Annotated in this window: 21 protein-coding genes; 11 read left to right on the top strand and 10 right to left on the bottom strand. The window is 60.4% G+C overall.

All coding sequences use genetic code 11. The features are described 5' to 3' along the window. The first annotated feature begins 101 nt into the window (after window positions 1-101). Window positions 102-1,316 (top strand): ABC transporter permease, encoded by a 1,215-nt coding sequence (locus ACRAUW_RS03945; protein ID WP_431361250.1) that lies wholly within the window; start codon window positions 102-104, stop codon window positions 1,314-1,316. Further along, a complete protein-coding gene (locus tag ACRAUW_RS03950) occupies window positions 1,316-2,515 on the top strand; it encodes an ABC transporter permease (RefSeq protein WP_431361251.1) in 1,200 nt (399 codons plus the stop codon). Before ACRAUW_RS03945 ends, ACRAUW_RS03950 begins: the two co-directional genes overlap by 1 nt. A 50-nt stretch (window positions 2,516-2,565) precedes the next feature. On the opposite strand, the gene ACRAUW_RS03955 is transcribed toward ACRAUW_RS03950, so the two are convergent. Then, window positions 2,566-5,028 (bottom strand): diguanylate cyclase domain-containing protein, encoded by a 2,463-nt coding sequence (locus ACRAUW_RS03955; RefSeq protein WP_431361252.1) that lies wholly within the window; start codon window positions 5,026-5,028, stop codon window positions 2,566-2,568. A gap of 430 nt (window positions 5,029-5,458) precedes the next feature. Here ACRAUW_RS03955 and ACRAUW_RS03960 point away from each other — a divergent pair, with 430 nt between their 5' ends. Both ACRAUW_RS03960 and ACRAUW_RS03965 read left to right on the top strand, forming a co-directional pair. Next, window positions 5,459-6,475 (top strand): lipoate--protein ligase A, encoded by a 1,017-nt coding sequence (locus tag ACRAUW_RS03960; RefSeq protein ID WP_431361253.1) that lies wholly within the window; start codon window positions 5,459-5,461, stop codon window positions 6,473-6,475. A 224-nt stretch (window positions 6,476-6,699) separates the two neighbouring features. Further along, window positions 6,700-8,394, top strand: a complete 1,695-nt coding sequence (locus tag ACRAUW_RS03965; protein WP_431361254.1) for a pyridoxal phosphate-dependent decarboxylase family protein — start codon at window positions 6,700-6,702, stop codon at window positions 8,392-8,394. A gap of 135 nt (window positions 8,395-8,529) precedes the next feature. Here ACRAUW_RS03965 and ACRAUW_RS03970 read toward each other — a convergent pair whose 3' ends face one another. From ACRAUW_RS03970 to yiaY, 3 genes are all read right to left on the bottom strand, one after another. Then, the gene (locus ACRAUW_RS03970) at window positions 8,530-9,159 is read right to left on the bottom strand and encodes an NAD(P)H-binding protein (RefSeq protein ID WP_431361255.1); all 630 of its coding nucleotides are present in this window, start codon (window positions 9,157-9,159) and stop codon (window positions 8,530-8,532) included. A 171-nt stretch (window positions 9,160-9,330) separates the two neighbouring features. Beyond that, the gene (bamE, locus tag ACRAUW_RS03975) at window positions 9,331-9,669 is read right to left on the bottom strand and encodes an outer membrane protein assembly factor BamE (RefSeq protein WP_005337980.1); all 339 of its coding nucleotides are present in this window, start codon (window positions 9,667-9,669) and stop codon (window positions 9,331-9,333) included. Between the two features lie 139 nt (window positions 9,670-9,808). Next, the gene (gene yiaY / locus ACRAUW_RS03980) at window positions 9,809-10,960 is read right to left on the bottom strand and encodes an L-threonine dehydrogenase (RefSeq protein WP_431361256.1); all 1,152 of its coding nucleotides are present in this window, start codon (window positions 10,958-10,960) and stop codon (window positions 9,809-9,811) included. Between the two features lie 382 nt (window positions 10,961-11,342). Here yiaY and udp point away from each other — a divergent pair, with 382 nt between their 5' ends. Beyond that, window positions 11,343-12,098, top strand: coding sequence for a uridine phosphorylase (gene udp / locus ACRAUW_RS03985; RefSeq protein WP_005337975.1), 756 nt, complete (start codon window positions 11,343-11,345; stop codon window positions 12,096-12,098). 140 nt (window positions 12,099-12,238) lie between these two features. On the opposite strand, the gene ACRAUW_RS03990 is transcribed toward udp, so the two are convergent. Beyond that, the gene (locus tag ACRAUW_RS03990) at window positions 12,239-12,934 is read right to left on the bottom strand and encodes an RluA family pseudouridine synthase (protein WP_431361277.1); all 696 of its coding nucleotides are present in this window, start codon (window positions 12,932-12,934) and stop codon (window positions 12,239-12,241) included. 239 nt (window positions 12,935-13,173) lie between these two features. Between ACRAUW_RS03990 and rihA the strand changes: the two genes are divergently transcribed. Continuing rightward, the gene (rihA, locus tag ACRAUW_RS03995; RefSeq protein WP_431361257.1) at window positions 13,174-14,109 is read left to right on the top strand and encodes a pyrimidine-specific ribonucleoside hydrolase RihA; all 936 of its coding nucleotides are present in this window, start codon (window positions 13,174-13,176) and stop codon (window positions 14,107-14,109) included. Window positions 14,110-14,143: 34 nt separating this feature from the next. After that, window positions 14,144-14,614 carry a hypothetical protein gene (locus ACRAUW_RS04000; RefSeq protein WP_431361258.1) on the top strand — a complete coding sequence of 157 codons (471 nt, stop codon included), beginning with the start codon at window positions 14,144-14,146 and terminating at the stop codon, window positions 14,612-14,614. An 84-nt stretch (window positions 14,615-14,698) separates the two neighbouring features. Here ACRAUW_RS04000 and ACRAUW_RS04005 read toward each other — a convergent pair whose 3' ends face one another. From ACRAUW_RS04005 to ACRAUW_RS04015, 3 genes are all read right to left on the bottom strand, one after another. After that, on the bottom strand, window positions 14,699-14,995 hold the full coding sequence (locus ACRAUW_RS04005) for a winged helix-turn-helix domain-containing protein (protein WP_005344341.1): 297 nt from the start codon (window positions 14,993-14,995) through the stop codon (window positions 14,699-14,701). Then, on the bottom strand, window positions 14,992-15,522 hold the full coding sequence (locus ACRAUW_RS04010; protein ID WP_431361259.1) for a DUF1523 family protein: 531 nt from the start codon (window positions 15,520-15,522) through the stop codon (window positions 14,992-14,994). Before ACRAUW_RS04010 ends, ACRAUW_RS04005 begins: the two co-directional genes overlap by 4 nt. Window positions 15,523-15,932: 410 nt before the next feature. Next, window positions 15,933-17,147, bottom strand: coding sequence for a pyridoxal phosphate-dependent aminotransferase (locus tag ACRAUW_RS04015; protein WP_431361260.1), 1,215 nt, complete (start codon window positions 17,145-17,147; stop codon window positions 15,933-15,935). Between the two features lie 386 nt (window positions 17,148-17,533). Here ACRAUW_RS04015 and ACRAUW_RS04020 point away from each other — a divergent pair, with 386 nt between their 5' ends. Then, window positions 17,534-17,743, top strand: a complete 210-nt coding sequence (locus ACRAUW_RS04020; RefSeq protein ID WP_431361261.1) for a DUF1653 domain-containing protein — start codon at window positions 17,534-17,536, stop codon at window positions 17,741-17,743. A 117-nt stretch (window positions 17,744-17,860) separates the two neighbouring features. Here the strand turns inward: ACRAUW_RS04020 and ACRAUW_RS04025 are convergent, their stop codons facing one another. Further along, window positions 17,861-18,610, bottom strand: coding sequence for a lytic transglycosylase domain-containing protein (locus ACRAUW_RS04025; protein WP_431361262.1), 750 nt, complete (start codon window positions 18,608-18,610; stop codon window positions 17,861-17,863). Between the two features lie 307 nt (window positions 18,611-18,917). Here ACRAUW_RS04025 and ACRAUW_RS04030 point away from each other — a divergent pair, with 307 nt between their 5' ends. Then, window positions 18,918-19,376, top strand: a complete 459-nt coding sequence (locus ACRAUW_RS04030; protein ID WP_431361263.1) for a GNAT family N-acetyltransferase — start codon at window positions 18,918-18,920, stop codon at window positions 19,374-19,376. A 9-nt stretch (window positions 19,377-19,385) separates the two neighbouring features. Here the strand turns inward: ACRAUW_RS04030 and ACRAUW_RS04035 are convergent, their stop codons facing one another. After that, on the bottom strand, window positions 19,386-19,928 hold the full coding sequence (locus ACRAUW_RS04035; RefSeq protein ID WP_431361264.1) for a DUF1439 domain-containing protein: 543 nt from the start codon (window positions 19,926-19,928) through the stop codon (window positions 19,386-19,388). A 97-nt stretch (window positions 19,929-20,025) separates the two neighbouring features. On the opposite strand from ACRAUW_RS04035, the gene cls reads away from it, so the two are divergent. Both cls and ACRAUW_RS04045 read left to right on the top strand, forming a co-directional pair. Then, the gene (gene cls, locus ACRAUW_RS04040) at window positions 20,026-21,507 is read left to right on the top strand and encodes a cardiolipin synthase (protein ID WP_431361265.1); all 1,482 of its coding nucleotides are present in this window, start codon (window positions 20,026-20,028) and stop codon (window positions 21,505-21,507) included. Window positions 21,508-21,614: 107 nt separating this feature from the next. Next, window positions 21,615-22,877 (top strand): DUF945 family protein, encoded by a 1,263-nt coding sequence (locus ACRAUW_RS04045; RefSeq protein WP_431361266.1) that lies wholly within the window; start codon window positions 21,615-21,617, stop codon window positions 22,875-22,877. Window positions 22,878-22,936: the final 59 nt, after the last annotated feature.

The raw sequence follows: 22,936 nt of genomic DNA on the forward strand, positions 1-22,936 counted from the left end.
ACGATCCGCGCCTCGGTGAACGGGCGGGCAGGCGGATCCTGATGAACGATGGCCGTATTAACACCGATAGCATTGCCAGTACTAATAGTGATGGAGGCTGAATGCGGCGCCCCGATGTGATCCGCTTTGCCGCCGTGGCCCTGCTGCGCCAGCGCTCACGGGCGCTGGTTTTGATCCTGGCGGTGAGTCTGAGCGTCACCTCGGTGCTGCTGCTCACCGCGCTGGGGGAGGGGGCGAGGCGCTATGTGGCCGACCAGTTCAGCTCCCTTGGCAAGGATCTGCTGGTGATGTTCCCGGGCCGCAAGGAGACCACAGGCGGGCTGCCGCCGGTCACCGGCAACAGTCTGCGGCAGATCACTCTCGATGATATGCACTACCTTGGCCAGCATCAGCCCAAGGTGCGGCTGGTGCCGCTGGTGATGGGCTTTGCCGAGGCCAAACAGGGGGCGCGGCTGCGCCAGACCATGCTGCTTGGCAGCAGCAACGGGCTGCGCGATACCCACGGGCTGGAGCTGCTCTCCGGCCGCTGGCTGCCGGGGGAGGCCACAGAGGATCGACCGGCCGTCCTGCTCGGGGCCGTGGCGGCCCGGGAGCTGTTCGGTCAGGCCGATCCGATCGGCCAATGGCTGCGTTTTGACAATCGTCGCTTTCGGGTGGTGGGGGTCTTCACCAGCCAGAGCAGCAATCTGGGGATGGACATGGCGGAAGCCGCGCTGATCCCGGTCGGTAGCGCCATGCGGCTGTTCAACACCGAGGGGCTGTTTCGGCTGCTGATCCAGCCGCTGGCGGGGCAAGCGGTGCCCCCGCTGGTCAAGCGACTGGAGCAGCTGATGCAGGCGCGCCACGGGGTGCTCGATGTGACCGTGGTGCGCCGCGACGCCATGCTGGCTACCTTCTCCACTATTCTCTCGACCCTCACCCTGGCAGTTGCCGGCATCGGTGCCATCAGCCTGCTGGTCTCCGGCATCATGATGATGAATCTGGCGCTGATCAGCACCCGCCAGCGCACCGGCGAGATCGGCCTGCTCAAGGCGCTGGGGGCCGACAGCCGCCAGATCCGCCAGCTGTTTTTGTGGGAGGCGCTGTTGCTGAGCGGCAGTGGCGCGCTGTTTGGCACTGTGTTGGGCTATGCCCTTGTTGCCCTCGCCGGAGTGATTTGGCCCGGATTTCCGGCGGCGGTCCCTCTGCTCGCGACTCTCTGCACCATACCGGCGGCCCTGCTGACCGGGCTGTTTTTTAGCTGGCTGCCCGCCTCCCGGGCGGCACGGCAAGATCCGGTCAGCAGCCTGCGCAGCGGGCAGTGGAGCGGTGGCTGATGCGCGCCGCCGATCTGCTGTTCTGGCTCTGGCGCGCCTTGCTGGCAGGGCGCAGTCGCAGCCTGCTGTCGGCGCTGGGCATCGCCATCGGGATCGCCTCGGTGACCCTGCTCACCGGCATCGGCGAGGGGCTCAGGCTCTATCTGCTCGACAGCTTCTCCCAATTCGGCACCCGGCTGATCGCCGTGACCCCGGGCAAGACCGAAACTGCCGGCGGCCCGCCCGGCATCCTCTCCAGCAGCCGTCCTCTGCTGCTGGAGGACGCCGATGCCCTCGCCAGATTGGCCGGGGTAGAGGCGGCGCTCCCTGTGGTGCAGGGGCAGGGGGAGGTGCGCAGCCGTGGGCTGACCCGCAGCACTGCCATTCTGGGCACCGGCCCGGCGGCGCTCTCAGGTTGGCGACTCACCCTGGTGCAGGGGCGTTTTTTGCCCGCGGACGACAGTGCCATGCCCCGCGCCTATGCGGTGCTGGGGGCCAAGGTGGCGGCGGAGCTGTTTCCCGGCGGCGATGCGCCGGGCAGTCTGCTGCGCGCCGGTGATCGCCGTTTTCGGGTGGCCGGGGTGCTGGCCCCCAAGGGGCAATTTCTCGGCTTTGATCTGGACGACATGATCTATCTGCCCGCCGCCCACGCCCAGGCGCTGTTCAACAAGGAGGGGCTGCAGGAGATCGATGTCATCTACCGCGCCGGGCAGACGGAGGCAGACATCACCGCCCAGATCCGGCGGGTGCTGATCGCCCGCCACGGCGCCGAGGATTTTACCCTCACCTCCCAGCAGGACATGCTGACCAGCCTCGACAAGATACTCTCCATCATCAAGCTGGCGGTTGGCGGGCTCGGCATTATCTCGCTGCTGATCGGGGCGGTCGGCATCTTCAGCATCATGAGCATCGCCCAGCAGGAGCGGATCCCCGAAGTGGGCTTGCTGATGGCGCTGGGCTGCCCACGGCGGCGCATTCTATTGCTGTTCCTGCTCGAAGCCGTGGTGCTGGCGCTGCTGGGCGGAGCCATGGGGTTGGCCCTGCTCGGCGGGCTCAAGCTGCTGCTCACCCTGCTGGCGGCCGGCTTGCCGATCACCCTCCATCCTCTCTATCTGCTGCTGGCGCTCGGTTGCAGCGCTCTGGTTGGCCTGCTGGCCGGGGTCGCTCCTGCGCTGCGGGCTGTGCGTCTCGACCCCGTGGTTGCCCTGCGGGGTGACTAGGTCGCCCCTTTCGCAAGAGGTGCGTTACGCTCGGGTCTGAACAGGGGGGGCTAGGCGACCACCTCCGCAACCGACAGGCTGCGCGCTGATCTGAATAGGGGAAAGTAGCGGCGATCGGCCTGACTCATGTGGCCGACCACCAGCTCCTGAATGATAAAGTTGAGCAGCTCGTCGTTGCCCAGCGTCCCCGCTTTGGCAGCTTGCAGCAGTTGACCGGCCTTGTTGAGCAGGCGCTGGTGATCCTGACGGTGGCTGACGAGCTCCTGATAGTCGATCTCCGCCAGCATCTGTTCTTCAAAGGCGAAATGATGGCGGGCCATGTCGAACAGGCTCTCCAGACTCTCCAGAAACGGGGCCGGATCCTCGTGCTGATCTTTCATCCGCTCCAGCAGCCGGTTGGTCAATACGAAGAGCTGGCGATGCTCTGCATCGATGCGCGGGTGACCGCACTCGTGGCCGGGTTGCCACAGCAGGGCGCCCTGCTCGGGATCAAGGCCCTCGGTATAGAGGCAGACCCGGCCGCGGCCGCGGTTTTTCGCCTGATACATCGCCTGATCCGCGTGGTGCATCAGGGTTTTGGCATCCTCCCCGTGCTCGGGATAGAGCGCCAGCCCGATACTGCTGGAGATGAGTAGCTCCTGCCCCTCCAGCTGGAACGGATGGCGCAGCTGCTGGTGCAGCTTGTCGGCCACCGCCAGCACTTCGTCGCCACTCTCCGGCAGCAAGATAACGAACTCGTCGCCCCCCAGCCGTGCCACCAGATCCTGTTTGCGCACGCAGTGGCTCATCCGCTCGGCCACCATATTGAGCAGAATATCCCCGGTCTCATGGCCGAAGGTGTCGTTGATCGGCTTGAAGTGATCGAGATCGATAAACATCAATGCCAGCGGACGGGGCGTCTCTTGCTCCATCAACTCCTTGAGCCGTTGCTGCAGCAAGCGGCGATTGGGCAGCCCGGTGAGGGGGTCGTAGAAGGCGAGGCGGCGCATCATCTCCTCTCGCGCTGCCCGCTCGGTGATATCCCGGGTGACCCCGAGGATCGCCTCCGGCTGGGCATTGTGGTTGCCATGGAGGGTAGTGATGGTCTCGGTCGCCACCTGATGGCCATCCTTGTGGCGCAGTTGGGTGCGAATGACCCGGCGAGTCTGGTCATGTTCCCCCCGCTGCCAGGCCTCCAGGGTGGCGGAGATCTCCTCGCGCAGCAGTTGCCTTGAGGCATCGGGCAGCAGCTGTTTGAGGGGCAGGGCAAACAGCTCGGGGGCCTCGTAGCCGCTCAGGGGGGCGATGGCCGGGCTGACATAGCGAAAGCGCAAGCTGGCGGCATCCATGGTCCAGATCACATCGGCGCTGTTCTCCGCCACGAAGCGGTAGTGCTGTTCGCTCTGGGCCAGTTCACGGGTCAGCCGCTGGCGATCCCGCGCCTCCTGACGCAGCCGCAGATAGAGGTGCAAGAAGATGCCGAGCAGGGTCATCAGGGTAAAGGTGACGAGCATGGCCACCGCCACGCTCTTGTCGAGCAACTTGCGCTGTTGGCGCAGCCGCTCCTGCGCCGGGTCGTAGATGAAGTGGTCTAGGTTGGGCAGCACCTGGAGCATGCCCGCCTCCAGATAGGTTTTGGCGATCTGCAGCCAGCGCTCCTGCTGCATGTAACCCGGTTCGACAAGATCCGGCTGCATCAGCGCTCTGGTTTCGCGGGCCTCGAACGCCAGCTGGTCACGACCCGCGCCGCTCGGGTACTGCTCCATGATCAGGTTGATCATCTCTTCGGGGTTGTCCATCGCATAGCGCCACCCCTTGAGGCTCGCCTGCTGGAAGGCGTAGACCCGATCCTGTCGGGTGATCAGCTCCCGCTCGGAGGTAAACAGGTTGTCACCGTAGAAGTCGAAGCCGACGGTACGCGGTCTGAAGACCCGATAGGGGATCCCTTTTTGCTGCAGATAGAAGGGTTCGGTGGAGCTGTAGGCGCTGATGGCATCCACCTCGCCCGCCAGCAGTGCCTGCAGCCCTCTCTCATAGGGAACGGTGACCCAGTCACGGCGCTCGTTATGCCGGGTCAGATAGGTCAGCAGCTCGTTGGAGCCCGGCTCCAGCATCAGCCGCTTGTTGGCCAGATCCGCCGGGTGGCGAATATCTGGCCGCTCCAGCGTCAGCAGCACCAGTGGCGAGTGTTGCAGCAGGGCGGCGAGCACCACCACCGGGCGGCCGGCGGCCCGGTCCAGCAGCAGGTCACTGCCGCTGATGCCAAAATGGGCCTTTCCCGAGATAACCTCGCTGACCACATCGGTGCGGGAGTCCGCTTCGCGCAGCGCGACCTGCAGACCGACCTCCCGATAAAACCCTTTGGCGATGGCTGCGTAGTAACCGGCAAACTGGAACTGGTGTTGCCACGGCAACTGGACGATGACCTGCTCGCCGGCTCGCACGGGGGGAGAGGTCAGGATCGCGATGACCATACTGACCAGCATTGGCAGAAACCAGCGGAGGGGCTGGCGGCGGGCTGCGCTCTCCGTCATACAACGTTTCTCGCGGGAGTGGTGTCTAGGCTAGATTCAAGCAATTTTGTGTCACCTGCAAGGGGAGAAAAGGTGTTTGCAATGGGGTATAGGGGGGTGGGAAGTCATTTTTGTGTCGTTCATCACACGGGATGGATACATGCCGCTTTTTTTGCAAGTTATGTGACCAATAAGAGAGTCATATGGCCTATCGGAGTGGTCGCATTCTAGCCACTTTTTCCCGTTTTTATCGTTGTCATTGTGGCTTGACTGCATTTTTTCCGTGGTTGCACGTCAAGCTGTGTCGTTATATCAATAGATACTTTTATGGGGCGGTCGGGTGTGACGCAAATGTGTCACGGCTGCTGCGCACCGGTTAATGTGCAACGGCTCAGTGATGGTACCCCGTCAGTGTTATCATGCTGTCCCCAGTTCAGGATAAGGTCTTTTTATGTCCCGCTTGCGTCTGCTTGTCTCCGACTCTCACGATCCCCTGTTCAATCTGGCCGTTGAGGAGTGCATCTTCCGCCAGATGGACCCCGGCCAGCGGGTGCTGTTCCTCTGGCGCAATGCCAATACCGTGGTGATCGGCCGGGCCCAGAACCCGTGGAAGGAGTGCAATACCCGCCGCATGGAAGAGGATGAGGTCACCCTGGCCCGCCGCAGCAGCGGTGGTGGTGCCGTGTTTCACGACCTTGGCAACAGCTGCTTCACCTTCATGGCGGGCAAGCCGGAGTATGACAAGAGCATCTCCACCTCCATCGTGCTGGACGGGCTCAAGCGATTGGGGATCGAGGCGTTTGCCTCCGGTCGTAACGATCTGCTGGTGGCCACCCCGGACGGGGAGCGCAAAGTGTCCGGGTCGGCCTATCGGGAGACCCTGGATCGGGGTTTTCACCACGGCACCCTGCTGCTGGATACCGATCTCGGCCGCCTTGCCAACTACCTCAACCCCGACCCCAAGAAGCTGGCGGCCAAGGGGATCACCTCGGTGCGCAGCCGGGTGGCCAATCTGTGCGAGCTGCTGCCGGGGATCGACCATCAACAGGTGAGCGAGGCGCTGGTCGAAGCCTTCTTCCACCATTACGGTGCGCGAGTTGAGCCCGAGCATATCTCCCCGGAGCTGATGCCGGATCTGCCGGGCTTTGCCGAGACCTTCGCCCGCCAGCGCAGTTGGGAGTGGAACTATGGCCATGCTCCGGCGTTCAGCCATCTGCTGGAAGAGCGCTTTGGCTGGGGCGGGGTGGAGCTGCACTTTGATGTGGAGAAAGGGGTTATCACCCGGGCTCAGCTCTTTAGCGATACTCTGGAGCCGGCTCCGTTTGATCTGCTGGCGGTCGAGCTGGCGGGTTGCGGCTATCGACCGGACGCTGTTTCCGCGCGCTTGCAGCCCTGGCTGGCGGCCTTTCCGCATCAGCAGATCGAGCTGGTGGAGTTTACCCGGTGGCTGCTGGCCTCCCTGCGTTGACGGGGGCGCTGTGCTGATAGCGGTCCGTTAGTGAGGGCGCTGTCAGCCAGGATGGGAGCAAGATCACGAAATATAAAGAGGCGCCTCAAAGGCGCCTTTTTGCCAGCCCTTGTGATGGCTGATACATGACAAAAAGTAGGGTAGACCATTAGATATTATCGCTGTCGGCCCCCCTGGCACAGGGGTATAACGGCCGCACATATTGCTGTAATAATGGTATAAAAATGAGTGACTTAGTTTATCTGCAAGACGAAAGCGTCAATGCCGTCCACCCCGATTTCTCTGCCCGTTTCGCCACCGTCAAAGCCAACTTTTTCTCGCGCAATCCCGATCTCTGGCCTGTTTTTCGCGAACCCGGATTTGCCACCCTCAACGAATTTCGGGCCCGTGGCCTGGCCCCCGATGCCCGCCTGAACGCCTGGCCTGATGGCCGTGCCCGCCTTGCCGACTTGTGCGAGACCATGCCGGTGCCCGCCACCATGCGCACCCCGGGTGAGCCCATGGCCGAGCTGCTGTTTGCCGCCGCCCTGTCGAAAGATTGGGAGAACCCCTCCAGCGTCGAGAACGTCATCACCATGTCGGCAGATCCCGCTATCTATGGCGCCCAGCTGGGCATTCTGGCCAACCCCAATCTGGTCTACTCCGAATATGCCGGAGTGGCCGAGGAGCTGGAGAAGAAGGTGGTGCGCCAGATTGCGCTGCTGGCAGGCTATGACCCCGAGCGGGCCACCGGCATCTTCACCCAGGGGGGGACCTTCTGTAACCTCTATGGCTACCTGCTCGGCATTCGCAAAAGCCTGCCCGAGGCCAAGCACAAGGGGCTAGGCCACTATCAGGATTACCGCATCATCAACTCCCAGGGGGGGCACTACTCCAACATCACCAACCTCTCCCTGCTCGGTGTCGATATCGAGCACAAGACCATCCGCATCCAGGTCGGTGAGAACAATGACATCGATCTCGACCACCTCGAACGCACCCTGACCGCCTGTTTTGCCCTGAAACATGTGGTGCCCACCATCATGCTCACCATGGGTACCACCGACACCTTCGGGGTGGATCAGGTGAAACCCGTGTTCGAGCTGCGCAATCGCCTCTGCGAGCAGTTTGAGGTGGCGGTCAAACCTCACATCCACGTCGATGCGGCTATCGGCTGGTCGATGATCTTCTTCCTGGGTTACGACTTTGCCGCCAACCCGCTCGCCATCAACAGCGCCACTCTGGCGGGGATCGAGCGCAACGTGGCACGTTTTGCCGAGCTGAAATATGCCGACTCCTTCACCGTCGACTTCCAGAAGTGGGGCTATGTGCCCTACACCTCCAGCCTGGTGATGATCAAGGAGCAGGATGACCTCAAGGCGATGGAGAATGACCCGGAGAACTTCTCCTACTTCGAGCGGGACATTCAGGGCCAGACCCACCTGCAATCCACCATCGAGTGCTCCCGCGGCGCGAGCGGTCTGTTTGGTGCCTATGCGGCGCTCAACTATATGGGTGTGGAGGGGTATCGCACCGTGCTGGCCCACTGCCTGCAAAATGCCAACTACTTCCGCTTCCGGTTAAGCCAGCTCGGTAACGTCAAGCTGGTGGCGCAGGAAAATCAGGGGCCGAGCGTCGGCTTCAAGATCTACAACCCCGAGTGGGTGAGCGATCCGGAGGCCGAGTTTGCCTTCGAGTTGGCCCGCTCCAGCGATCCCGCCTACAAGGCGCGCTTGCAGCGCAACACCGACCATCACCGCAGCCTGTTCAAGGGTCGCGGCAAGGTGGGGCTCTATACCAACTGGGTGGAGGCGGTGGCCCACTCCGACTACGACGCCCGCGGCAAATACTCCTACATCGCCGGGGAGAAGGCGGTCTTTATGAACCCCGCCTGCACCCGCGAGCAGATCGACGCCTTTATCGACCATATTCGCGGTTGATGGCGGTCGCCCAGGCTGCCGATGGTGGCCTGTGGTGGTTGGGGGTATCACGCCAACAAGATAAACAAAGGGCAAGCCGGCTGGCTTGCCCTTTGTTTTAACGGCTGTATGCGAAAGCGGCGGAAAAGGCCGGGTTCAGAGTGCCAGCAACTGCTCGTTCTCGACAATCTCGCACCCGGCGGGCAGTTTCGAGAGGGCGATCATGGCGTGGGCCACCTGACTGGCCTCGATGGCGCGCCAGCGGGCGAGCTTGCCCACCAGCAGCGGCCGAAACAGAGGGTAAATGGCCTGAAAGATCTGCTCCGAGCGGCGCGGTGGCTGGCGATCCCCGAGCAGCATGGCGGGCCGCACGATGGCGAGCCGTGGCCAGGATTGGGCCAGCAGGGCTTGCTCCATCTCCCCCTTGGTACGCGGATAGAGAGCCGGGGACGATGCACTGGCCCCCATGCTCGAGACCACGATGAGCCGTTGACAGCCGTGGCGGCGGGCCAGATCGGCAAAGGCGACCACATAGTCGAGATCGACCCGGCGAAACGCCTCGGCAGAGCCCGCCTCCTTGCGGGTGGTACCGAGGGCACAGAAGGCGATATCCACCGGGCGAGAGAGGGTGACGCTGGCCAGACCATCAAAATTGACCGGCAGCCAGTGGTGCGCCTCCTTGCCCGGCTTGCGACAGAGCAGGGTCAGCTCGTGTTCGGCAGGCAGTTGCTGCACCAGTTCGCGACCGATCAGACCGCTGGCTCCGGCAATCAGGATCCGGCTCATGGATATTCTCCCTGTGTCATTCGATGGTGTTGATGCCATGGTGGCTGCTCATCAGCATCAGGCAATTTGCGGGCAGCTGCAATGGGGAGAGATGACTCAGTGTTGTCGGGCAGGATGAATTACGCGGGGCTGGTTAAAACAAAACCGGCGCGAGGCCGGTTTTGCGGGATATCAGAGCGGGGTATTGAAAGCTGCTGGCAGCGGGAAGTCACCCGTCACCGTGGTCAGCCTGTCATTGGCGAAGGTGACGGTGAGCTCTTTGCGCTCCTTGTCGCCGTGGCCCGGCTGGAATTCATAGAGGTAGTACCAGGTGTTGGGGTCAAAGCCATCGCGCAGCATGGGGGTCCCCAGCACATAGCTGACCTGCTCGCGGGTCATCCCCTGGCGCAGTTTGTCGACCTGTTTTTGTTCCACATAGTTGCCCTGGGGAATATCGATACGATAGACCAGGCTACAACCGGAGAGGGTGAGGGCGGTCAAAGCCGCGGCAATCAGGTGTTTCATCCGCATATCGAGTTCAGATCATCCATACAGTCTTTTTGGCTCGACAAATCATACCGACTCCCTCCACGGAAGTAAAAAGCCATTGATCCATCAGCCAATAAAAAGGGCCGCAGTGCGACCCTTTTAATCAGCAATCCGATGGCCGTTACATGGCGGCGCGGAAGATGGCGACGATCTCTTCGTGGCTCGCTTGTTTCGGGTTGGTGAAGCCGCAGGCATCTTTCAGGGCGTTGCTGGCCAGGGTATCGAAGTCATCAGCCTTGACGCCGAGCTGCTCCAGACCGGCCGGGATCTTCACATCCAGCGCCAGCTGCTTGATAGCGGCAATGGCGGCGGCGGCACCCTGTTCATTGCTCATGTTGCTCACGTCCACACCCATGTGGCGGGCCACCTCTTTCAGGCGAGCGGCGCTCACCTGAACGTTGTAGGCCTGCACGTGGGGCAGCAGCACGGCGTTGCAGACACCGTGAGGCAGGTCGTAGAAGCCGCCCAGCTGGTGGGCCATGGCATGCACGTAACCCAGGCTGGCGTTGTTGAAGGCCATACCGGCCAGGAACTGGGCATGGGCCATCTGCTCGCGGGCATACAGGTCATCGCCCTGGTTGACGGCGGTACGCAGGTGCTTGGCAATCAGTTCGATGGCCATCACGGCGCTGGCATCGGTCACCGGGGTGGCGATGGTGGAGACATAAGCCTCGATGGCATGGGTCAGGGCATCCATGCCGGTGGCGGCGGTGAGACCGGCCGGCTTGGCCAGCATCAGCTCGGGGTCGTTGACCGACATCAGCGGGGTTACGTGCTTGTCGATGATGGCCATTTTTACGTGGCGCGCTTCGTCAGTGATGATGCAGAAGCGGGTCATCTCGGAGGCGGTGCCGGCGGTGGTGTTGATGGCGATGAGCGGAAGCTGCGGCTTGGCGGAGCGATCTACCCCTTCGTAATCCTTGATGTTGCCACCGTTGGCGGCAACCAAGGCGATGCCTTTGGCGCAGTCATGGGGTGAGCCGCCACCCAGGGAGATGACGCAGTCACAGCCGTTAGTCTTGATCATGGTCAGACCCGCTTCGACGTTGCCGGTGGTGGGGTTAGGTTTGGTTTCGTCGAAAACCACGCTTTCAATGCCATGTTCAGTCAGCAGGGTGGTGAGCTTGGCGACCACGCCGATCTGGTTGAGGATTTTATCGGTGACGATCAGTGCCTTGCGATAGCCGTAGCCCTTGATATCGGCGGCAGCCTCTTGCAGACAGCCGGCACCCATCAGGTTGATTGCAGGAATATAGAACTTGAATGTAGCCATGATTAACTCCTTGTAGTTAGCCATTAAGTGGTAATTGGTGGCTAGGCTATCATCATGTGCAGGATACAAAAGTATCTTGTTTGCAACTTTACGGGGTCGATCACGAGTCGCTAATTAAGTGTTGAAGCTGGCTTGACTTTTCCGGTTATCACCCAGCTTTTCGGAAAACGTTTGTCAATTATATCATGGGGTTAGTAAACGTTTTGCATCTGGTTTGTGGCTGTCAATGCGTGGAAGTGTGAGGCGCTTCAAGGAATTGGAAAGCGCTTTCGACCATAGTTGGCGCCTCCCCGAAGAGGGGGGTAAAGGCTTGAAAGTATCATAAAGAATCATCTTAACTTGTGCCCTGACCATGCTGGCAGGGGGCAACCAGGAGTCCAATATGTCTGATGTATTTCACTTGGGTTTGAAGAAAGCGGATCTGCAAGGCGCCACCCTGGCGATCGTCCCCGGTGACCCCGAGCGCGTGAAGCGTATCGCAGAGCTGTTGGATAACCCGGTGCACCTGGCCAGCCATCGTGAATTCACTACCTGGCGCGGCGAGATGGACGGCAAGGCCGTGATCATCTGCTCTACCGGTATCGGTGGCCCGTCCACCTCCATCGCGGTAGAAGAGCTGGCCCAGTTGGGTATCCGCACCTTCCTGCGCATCGGCACCACCGGCGCCATCCAGCCGCACCTGAACGTGGGTGACGTGATCGTGACTACCGGCTCCGTGCGCCTCGATGGTGCCAGCCTGCACTTCGCACCGATGGAGTTCCCGGCTGTTGCCGACTTCGACTGCACCACCGCGCTGGTCAACACCGCCAAAGAGATGGGCTCTAAGTTGCACATCGGTGTGACTGCCTCCTCTGATACCTTCTACCCGGGTCAGGAGCGTTACGACACCGTATCCGGCCGCGTAGTGAGCCGTTTCCAGGGTTCCATGAAAGAGTGGCAAGCCATGGGCGTGCTGAACTATGAGATGGAGTCCGCAACCCTGCTGACTATGTGCTCCAGCCAGGGCCTGCGTGCCGGTATGGTGGCTGGCGTTATCGTCAACCGTACCCAGCAAGAGATCCCGAACGCCGAGACCATGGCGAAGACCGAATCTGATGCCATCAAGATCGTACTGGGCGCTGCCCGCAAGCTGATCTGATAGCACCACACCGAGTGGGGGGTGGGGGCCGTTGCGAAAGCGCGGCCCCTATCTTTATCTGCCGTTTACCGCTTTTCCTCTTCCGTCACCCCTTTCACTGATCCCGTCGCACTCGCGCTGGTTGTCTCTGCTGGCTGCCTCTAAAACGGCGCTGGACAGCGCACTTGCATCGGCTCGCCGATCACCGGATGGATAAAATCCAGCTCGCTGGCGTGCAGCATCAGCCGCGGTGCCTCTGCGCAGCCGAGTGGCAGCAGGCCGCCATAGAGATCGCAGCCGAGGATTGGGTGGCCCAGTAGCTGACTGTGGATGCGCAGCTGATGGGTGCGGCCGGTCTGTGGCACCAGTCGTACCCGGGTCAAAGGCACGGTCTGCCCCTGCATCTGCTGCGCCAGCCGTTCAACCACCTGATAGCGGGAGCGGGCGGGTTTGCCGCTGGCGGCGCAGATCTTCATCAGTGGGAAGATCGCCGGATCCTTGGCGATGGGGGCATCGATAAGCCCTTCATCACTAGCCAGATGGCCACAGAGCAGGGCGCTGTAGGCCTTGTTCACCGCCCGCTGGCTGAACTGCTGGCAGAGCAGGGCATTGATGGCCTTGTTTCTGGCGACCACCATGATGCCTGAGGTGCCAAAATCTAGGCGATGCACCAGGGTGCAGCCGGGGAAATCCTGCACCAGTCGATAATGAACCGAATCGAGGTTCTGCGGATTTTTGCCCGAGAGGCTCAGCAGGCCGCTCGGCTTGTTGATGAGCAGCAGATGCACATCTTCAAACAGGATCTCGATGGCGGCACTGCAGGGCGGGGCGATAAAGGTGTCGACGATAACGGACATAGGGCACACGGGCAGAAAACGGGGGGCCATCATACCCAAGTGGCGGGTAAGGCGCGAATCGGCGTAGCGGATACGCTCGCCACACCATTCCCTCATTGCGGCCTGCTGCTGGCCGGCTGTGACAGTGCGAAGGTAACTGATTGAAAAAAATCAGGAACCGTTTTGTGACCCCCTCCCGAGTTCAGCCGCCGCGAGCTTGCTAAGGTAGGGCTCCCTGTTATGTTGTAAGGACTCATCCCATGGCTCTGCCCGTTATTCTTGATTGTGATCCCGGCCACGACGACGCCATCGCCCTCATTCTGGCGCTGGCCAGCCCTGAACTTGACGTGTTGGCAGTTACCACCAGCGCGGGCAACCAGACGCCGGACAAGACCCTCAACAATGCCCTGCGCATCCTCACCTTGCTGGGACGGGACGATATTCCGGTGGCGGCCGGGGCACCGAAACCGCTGGCCCGCGAGCTGATTATCGCCGACAACGTTCACGGCGAATCGGGTCTCGATGGCCCCAAACTGCCGGATCCCGCCTTTGCGCCGCAGGCCATGACGGGGATCGAGTTGATGGCCAAATGTCTGCGCGAGAGCCCGGAGCCCGTGACCCTGGTGCCGACCGGCCCGCTGACCAATATCGCCCTGCTGCTGGCTGCCCACCCCGAGCTCAAATCCAAGATTGCCCGCATCGTATTGATGGGGGGCGCCGCAGGGGCCGGCAACTGGACGCCGGCGGCGGAATTCAATATTTATGTGGACCCGGAAGCGGCCGATATGGTTTTCAAGTCGGGGATCCCTATCACCATGTGTGGCCTTGATGTGACCCATGAGGCGCAGGTGATGGACGAGGATATCGAGCGGGTACGCGCCATCACCAATCCGGTGGCCCAGTGTGTGGCCGGGCTGCTCGACTTTTTCATGATCTACCATCGGGATCCCAAGTGGGGATTTGCTGGTGCACCGCTCCACGACCCCTGTACCATTGCCTGGTTGCTGGCTCCCGAGCTGTTCCACGGGGTCGAGTGCCGGGTCGATATCGAGACCAGCGGGGAGCATACCGTGGGGATGACGGTGGTGGATCGTTATGGCCTGACCGGCAAGCCAGCCAATGCGCTGGTATTGTTGGGGCTGGATCGGGCAGGCTTTATTGAGCTGCTGGTAGAGCGGCTGCGGGCCTTTGGTTGAGCGCCGATTCACTTTTTGCAAGAAGGGGCAGGGAATGTGGAAGAGAGGCTTGCTGCTGCTGGCCGGGTTGCAACTGACGGGCTGCGCGACGCCATTCGAGCGGATGTGGCAGGGGCTGGCGACCTGTGATTTTAACGATCTCTATATCGACGGTGAGACGGGACGGCCAGCTAATCTGCAGCTCAACAACTACACACCCTACAAGGTGAGCGACGGCTTTGCCTGGTACAAGGTGCACGAGGAGCTGCACGGCTTGCCGGTGGTCGGTTTTATCGTGCCGGCCTCCAGCTTCGAAGTGCACGCTCTCTTTGTCGATACCCCCATCGCCAATGCCCGCCGGCTGACCCACAACGCCTACGGCAGCGAGTTTAGCGACGAGCAGAAGCACAACGAGGGCTCAGCCCCCCTGCTTTTGCGCGATCCCAACAACCCCAAGCGCTCCATCATCGACTGCACCCGCGGCGAATCTGACGGGGAGCTTGAGGATTCGGTCATGCCCGAGTAGGGCAACCTGTCATACCATCGGCCTGAAAATAGGGGCCAGCCTTGCCGGCTGGCCCCTCTTTTTTATTGTTGCTTAGCGCCCTGATCAGGGATAGCTCAGCGTCTCCTTGATAAGAGGCAGCTGGGCCTTGATCCACGCTGGGTTGATGGGGCCCCAGTCGCTGATGCGGTAGTGCCCCTGCAGGTGGCGAGCCCCCTCGGTCTGCTCGAAGGCGCAGCTGATATCGAGTTCGGCCAGCGCGCTTAGAGTATCTTGCGCGGTGCGGCGCGGCATGCCGGTTGCCTCCATGATGGCGGGCACCGTATCCGTGCCCTGGCTGATCAGCCAGGCCACGTAGAGGCGGCGGTAGAAGCTGGTGCGGGTCTTGCTCGGCTCGCTCATAGCTCGTCCTCGAGACGATCGAAGTAGCGCCAGGTCGCGATGGCGGCTTTGCCCATCACCAGTGCCCAGAGTCCGAACCAGAACCAGCGGAAGAAGCTCCAGGTGGAGGCGTCAGGCTCAGTACTCTCAATCTTGGTGACGTTGGGGAACATGGAGAACATGTTCACGCGCCAGCCGTAGGAGGTGATGATGGCCAGGCGTTTCTCGAACTCCATGGACTTGGCCTTGGCTTGGACATCGGCGGCGTTGAACTTGAAGTAGAAGGGCCAGCCCCACTGGGTATCTTCGTTGCGAAACACCCGGATCTTCTCGCCGGAGCGCTCGGTGTAGATGTAATAGACGTCGGTGGTGGGGCCGTCAGCCGGATTCTTCTGGCTGATGGGGCCATCCTTGTCTGTGCGCTTCACCTCGACCCCGGTGATGGTGGCGATGGTGTGCTCCGGCAGGTAGTAGTCGAGCCAGGCGGCGGAAATGAGGGCGATGAGCCCCAGGGCGATAAAAGCGGGTTTCTTGAATCTCAGGCTCATGATGGTCTCACGTGAGGGGAAGTGACGTGCCTCTACCATACTCACATTTGCCCCCTCAGCCCAGCCCCCCATGGCACCAATGGCCAAAAAATGGCGTTTAAAACAACGGCAAAGCTATTGCCCTGCCGATGAGAAAAATTCTGCCAGCGTGAGGGACTGGCCACATCAAGCTTGCCAGCGAGTTCAGTTGCTATAAGACATTGCACTCTTGCCTGATGCGGGAGGGTTGACAATAACGCATCACGAGGGGGGGCGGTTAGAAACGAATTGCTGGGCAGAGACTCCGTAGTCATTCAGAGATTATCATCGCCAAGAAAGAGCATCATCTCCGATGCACTGTCTCGTGAGGATCACAAGAGGAGTACAGGGAATGTCCGGCCCTGTTTCAGGGCCAGACATTTGAGCCTGGCTTACTGCTTGTAGCCCTTGAGGAAGCGGGCGAGGCGACCGATGGCATCCTCCAGCTCCTCTTCGCGGGGCAGGAACACCAGTCGGAAGTGATCCGGCGCTGGCCAGTTGAAGCCGGTGCCTTGCACCAGCAAGAGCTTCTCCTGCTGCAGCAGGTCGAACACCATCTTCTGGTCGTCGCGGATGTCATACACCTTGGGGTCGAGGCGCGGGAACATGTAGAGCGATCCCTTGGGCTTGACGCAGGAGACCCCGGGGATCTCGTTCAAGAGCTCCCACGCCTTGTCCCGCTGCTTGCGCAGGCGGCCGCCCGGCAGGATCAGCTCGTTGATGCTCTGGTAGCCGCCAAGAGCGGTCTGGATTGCGTGTTGCATCGGCACGTTGGCACACAGCCGCATGGAGGCCAGCATTTCCAGCCCTTCAATATAACCGCGTGCGCGCCCTTTGGGGCCGGTAATCACCATCCAGCCTTGGCGGAAGCCGCAGGCTCGGTAGGCCTTGGAGAGACCGTTGAAGGTCACCACCATCACATCGTCACACAGGGTGCAGACGCTGGTGTGGGAGATATCATCGTAGAGGATCTTGTCGTAGATCTCGTCGGCGAAGATGATGAGGTTGTGCTGGCGGGCTATTTCGATCACCTCCAGCAGGAACTCGCTGCCGTAGACGGCACCGGTCGGGTTGTTGGGGTTGATCAGCACCAGACCGCGGGTACGCGGGGTGATGCGGGCGCGGATGTCGTCGAGATCCGGATACCAGTCAGCCCCTTCATCGCAGCGATAGTGCACCGCATGGCCACCGGAGAGGGTGACGGCAGCGGTCCAGAGCGGGTAGTCGGGGGAGGGCACCAGCATCTCGTCGCCGTTGTTGAGCAACGCCTGCATCGCCATAACGATCAGCTCGCTGGCGCCATTGCCGATGTAGATGTCGTCGATGTCGACCTTGCGCATCCCTTTTTGCTGGTAGTACTGCATCACCGCTTTACGGGCAGAGAAGAGCCCCTTGGAGTCGCAGTAGCCCTGGCTCTGGGGCATGTTGAGGATCACATCCTTGATGATCTCTTCCGGCGCATCAAAGCCGAACGGGGCCGGGTTGCCGATGTTGAGCTTGAGAATGCGGTGGCCTTCGTCTTCGAGGCGGCGAGCTTCTTTATGCACCGGGCCGCGGATGTCGTAGCAGACATCGTCGAGCTTGTGCGACTTGTCGATAGTGAACATGGTGACAGTTATTCCTTCCCCACGGGGACGCGTTGGCGAAAAAGGCGGTTTTTAGTATCAAATATCCTTTCCTCTATTCTTCACAGAATTGAATGCTAGAACAATCCTATTTTTAGTAGAAATTCCTGATTTTTAGCCACAAAACAGAGCTAGTGAGATGTTAAACTCAGCATGATCGTTTGTGTTCTGCAAGGTTCAGCAGTGAAAGATGGGGTAGTGATTAACAAAGTTACTGTACTGTGTTGAAATCTTCACGCTCTCTGGCACGATTGGCTTGTGTAAAAAAGCCTCTTCATCGTCATTTCCGACGAAAAAAGCTGATACAACTGACACTGGCCAGCGCATATTTCTCCTTTCCCATCCTGTTCCACCTGCAGAGGTATCCCATGCATGCACCCGTTCCCGGCCGCTATCGTCACTTCAAGGGGGGTTACTATCAGGTGCTGACCCTGGCCAGCCATACCGAGACAGGCGAGCAGCTGGTGATCTATCAGTCGGAACAGGATGGCTCCGTCTATGCCCGCCCCGTCGGCATGTTCATGGAGTGGATTGAGCATCAGGGTCAGGTGGTCAGCCGCTTTGCGCCGATCAAGTGATCTGCTGGTCACTGAGCAGAAGTCATTATTTATGCTACAAGGTGTGGTAGTGGCACGCTTGCGGACCAGTTTTGGGTTTATGGAGAGTGCGAGAAAAGATCTCAACTGAGATGAACGTCAGAGCCCTTTGGCCTGCAGCATCTCTTTGTAGCGCTGATGCAGCAGTTGAACGCGCTCCACATAAGCGCGTGTTTCCGCATAGGGCGGGATGCCGCCATGTTTTTGTACGGCGCCCGCGCCGGCGTTATAGGCTGCGGTAGCCAGCGCTATGTTGCCGTCATACTGCTTGAGGAGTCCCGCCAGGTATTTTACCCCGCCGAAAATATTTTGCTCCGCCAGCAGGGCATTGCCGACCCCCAGCTCCCGCGCTGTGGCGGGCATCAATTGGGTCAGCCCCATCGCGCCTTTGCGGGAGACCGCAAGTGGATTGAAGGCGGATTCCGCATGGATCAGCGCCCTGATCAGCGCAGGCTCAACCTGATAGGTTTTCGCGGCAGCCTTGATAGTGCTGGCATAGTCATAGAGAAACAGCCCTGTGGTCTGCCAGTTGACGCTGGATTTGGGATCGCAGGCGAAGCAGTCGTTGAACAGCAGCAGCTCGTAATGACCCTGTTCGGGCGCCATGTCGGAGTAGCGAACCACCCCGTTCTGCTGCACCGATTTATAGACCTGGATCTGCTTCTTGCCGTTGGTGGCGACTGCAGCCGTTTGAGCGGTGTCGGGTTGTGGGGCGGGAGTGGCATCTTTGCTCGGACGCAGGGGGGAGGGCGATGCGGTCAGGAAGACCACCTCCGCGGGAGGGGGAGTCAGACTCCATCCGCTCAGGGGGATCAACACCATATGGCCTGCCAGCATCCATGCTTTCAACCGTAATACTCCTTCTTGTGATGACCATGTTGAGTAAAGCATCATGACGAGGGCTGAACAAGTAGTCTCCGGGAGGAGTGATCCCATGCGGTGACAGGAATCAAAGTCTCCGTTGCAATAAAGGGTTGTCAGCATAAAGTTCGGGTGGGGTAGTCAGTCGGTGGGGCATGGCCTCCTCCACTGGCAGGGGCTTGCCTCCATGACGCCCACTTTTTTGCTGACCAGATGCATGTTATTGTGCCAATGTCAGGTAGCGGTTCAGCTTACATTATGTAGTATTAACTATTGATTATAAAAGGATTTTTATTTGGTGCGCAAGCTGGCGAAGGAGCTCTCTTTCGAAGAGTACTGCGATGCCGACCTCTCCCTTATCCGGGACTATTACGAGACGACGTTTTCCCACTATGTGCCGGATCTGGCCGAGCGGATTTTTGTCGTACGTGATGCTCACTGGCTGGTAGGGGTGGTTCGGTTGCGGGACGAGGAGGAGTTTTACCATCTGTGCGGCTTTCGCCTGTTGCCCCACTACCAGTCGCTGGGATTGGGATCTCGGCTGTTGCAGCACGCTTGTCACGGTCTGTTGGACAAACCTGTGGTCTGTCAGGCGCTGCCCTTCGAGAAGCCTTTCTATCTCAAGGCCGGGTTTGCCGATATTCCCCTCAATCAACTGAGCGGGTCGCTCTTCTCCCTCTACGAGCGGCAACAGCAGCAGGGTTACCTGGTGGAGCTGCTGGTGCGCGACACAATGCAGCTCCTGCCAAATTGAGTAATAAAATCAGCGGCTTTTGGTCAGCAGGCGGATTTTGCCTGGTGACAGCTCCAGCCCCAGCAGATTCTCCTTCAGCCAGACCTGATCCGGATCCCTGTCATTGAGTTTGTAGACCGGCTTGCTCTCGAGTCGTTTCTCCATGCTCTGCAGCAGCATATTGAGCATCAGCCCGAACTTCTTCTCGGCCGACTCCGGCTCCAGTTTGTACTCTACCAGTTTCATGTTGTCGAGAAACAGTGCGCTCTGGCTCTTGTCATAGCGGGGTCTCGCCTCATAGGTCATCTGCAGGCGGGCGTCATATTCGGTATTGTCTGGCAGGGCGATTTTGAGCTTGCCCTTGCCATAGATCCGGGCGGTATCCGGACGTTGGCGACCGATCTGGACATCGCTCTGCTCCAGTTGCACATGGGCCTTGATGATGCCCGGCAGCTCCAGTTGTTTGTTGACTTGCACCTGGGATTGCAGGTACTGGTTTATCTGTTGCTCATTGATGTCATATGAGCCTTGGCCTAGCATGGCCAGGCTGAGCAGCATAGATTGCAGGATCATGGGTGCGACCTGATAGCATGGATTTGCCTTACAGCATACCATTCCGGCCGGTTGGGGTCTGCCCACCGCGCTGTTTGTCGATTAGAAGGAGTCCCCGTTGTTCAATGGTCTGGAACACGATCTTCAACTGCTGTTTTCCCGTTTTCTGGGTTGGCTGCTACTGCTTTTTCATACCGTGATTGTCACCAGTGTGTCGTTTCGGGTGGTGATGAAGCGCCGCCCCATCGGGGTGTCGCTGGCCTGGCTGGCGCTGATCTATGCCATTCCGTTTGCCGGGGTGGGCTTCTATGTGCTGTTTGGTGAAATAAAGCTGGGGCGCCGCCGTGCCGAGCGCGCCCAGGCCATGTATCGCCCTTACGCCATCTGGATCCGCCAACTGGCCCGTCTGTTCCCGCAGCACTGCTGCGAAGTGGGCGCCAAGGCACAGCCGCTGCACGATCTGATCCAGGGACGGCTCGCCATGCCGATGCTCTCCGGCAACCGTATGACCTTGCTCAACAAGCCGGACTGGATCTTGCGCGAGATTGCCCAGGATATCCGTCGCTCGACGCTCTCCTGCTATCTGGAATTCTACATCTGGTATCCGGGCGGCGATGCCGACGAGGTGTGCGAGGCGCTGATTGAAGTGGCGCAACGCGGCGTGGATTGTCGCTTGCTGCTCGATTCGGTGGGCAGTAAACAGTTCTTCCGCTCCCACTGGCCCAAAAAGCTGCGCAAGGCGGGGGTCAAGCTGGTGGAGGTGCTGCCGGTCGGCGCCTGGCGCATTCTGTTCCAGCGTCAGGATCTGCGGATGCACCGCAAGCTGGTGGTGATCGATGACAAGGTGGGTTACACCGGCTCCATGAACATGGTGGATCCCCGTTTCTTCAAGCAAGATGCCGGAGTCGGCCAGTGGGTCGACATCATGATCCGGGTGCAGGGGCCCATGGTGCCGCTGATGTGGTCGATCTTCGTCTGGGATTGGGAGATGGAGACCGGCGAGCGGCTGCTCGACAGTCTGCAGCATGAGCCGGAAGCCTGGCCCCAGACCAACTACCGTGCCCAGCTGATCCCGTCCGGCCCCTTCGTCGGCGGCGACTGCATCCAGCAGAGCCTGCTGCTGGCCATCTATCAGGCCCGCAGCCATCTGGTGCTGACGACCCCTTACTTTGTACCCGACGATCCGCTGGCGGCCGCACTCAGTTCGGCAGCGGCGCGCGGGGTGCAGGTGCAGCTGGTGTTGCCGGCACGCAATGACTCCATCATGGCCAATTACGCCTGCAACGCCTTTATGGAGGAGCTGCTGGCGGCCGGGGTGGAGATCTACCGCTACGATGCCGGTCTGCTCCATACCAAGAGCGTGCTGGTGGATGATGACTTCGCGCTGGTGGGGACGGTCAATCTGGATCGGCGCAGCCTCTGGCTCAACTTCGAGGTGACCCTGTTGGTGGATAACCCCTCGTTCGTGGCCCAGATGACCCGGCTGGTACAGGGCTATATGGCGGAAGCCACCCCGATGACCCTGGCCCAATGGCAGGCCCGCCCCTGGTACAAGAAGGCGATGGAGAACATCTTCTATCTCTTCAGCCCCTTGCTGTGATGTTGTTGCGAGCCGCAAGAAAGTGGACTCGCCATCTGATTGGACTTGCCTAGCCTCGAGTCCGCCCCGTAGAGTGCAGTGACAACTCCCTGGAGACACATGGATATATGAAAAAGATAGTGGCCCTCGCCGTGGGTGCGGCACTGGTAGGTGGTGGTCTGGCTGCGTGCTGGTACACGGGCAACAGCTTCGACACCATCATGGCGGAGCAGATCGCCAAGGTAGAGCAAGAGACCGGTATCGACATGCAGTGGCTGCCGGGTAGCAGCAACCTCTTCACCCGTGACGGGATCCTGAAGGTTGTGGTGACGCCGGAGGAGCTGGCTGCCATCGACAGCGAGCTGGAGGGCAGTCAGCCCATCGAGCTGCAACTGGTGGTCAAGAGCCAGATCCTGCCGCTCTATATCAAGAGCCACTTCCTGCTCGATACCCATAACGGCACTTTGGCACCGGTCTTTACCGCACTGGGTATGGAGCAGTGGGAACTCGGTCTGGAGTCGGTCACCAGTCTCTGGACCCAGGGTAACAGCAGCCGTTTCTGGGCCAATGAATTCAAGATCAAACAGGGGTTGGACGAGTTCAGCTTCTTGCCCCTGAGCGGTGAGTTCCACGGCAATCTGGAGGGGAATGGTCACCTCACTATGACCTGGCAGGGGATGACGGTCCATGAAGAGCAGAGCAAGATGGACTTGGTGCTGGCCGATCTGAAAGGGAGTGCCGACATTGCCGAGATCAGCGGTGTGCTCCTCTCGCCCCAGAGCGAGATGACCCTATCGGCCCTCACGGTACAACTGCCTGACAGCGTCAAGGTCGCCCTGCAGGGGATGACCACCAAGACTCAGCTGACCGGTGATGATGCCCAGACTCTCTCCAGCAGCTATCAGATGAAAATTGCCAAGCTGGATCTGGAGTACGAGACCGACACCCTGGCGGTGACCGACAGCAAGTTGGCGCTCAACCTCAACGGTCTGGATCTGGAAGGGTATCAGGGGCTGCAGGCCGCCGGTGGCAAGGGGGTTGAAGATGCTGCCATCCAGCAGGCGCTGGACAAGATGCTCAAACGTGGCGCGACCCTGGAGCTGGCCGATCTCAGCGCCAAGCTCAACGGTGAGGCGGTGACCATGAAGGGGGACGTGAAGCTGGCCTCCACCTCGCTGGAGCAGTTGTTCAACAGCGACGCGGGGATGCAGGCCCTCTCCGGCGTGCTGCATGCCAGCCTCAGCGACAAGCTGGGCAAGGCGGTGCCGCAACTGGCCCCCATGCTCGATCAGCTGACCCTGATGGGTTATCTGAAGGCCGACAAGCAAGCGCTGACCTCCGAGCTGAAGCTGGAGAAGGGCGTGGTGACGGTAAACGATCTGCCGCTCTGACACATGATGTAGAAACAACAACGGCTCCCGCGGGAGCCGTTGTTGTTTCTGGCGTTTGC

This window comes from Aeromonas sp. (assembly GCF_050633025.1).
Taxonomy (GTDB): domain Bacteria; phylum Pseudomonadota; class Gammaproteobacteria; order Enterobacterales; family Aeromonadaceae; genus Aeromonas.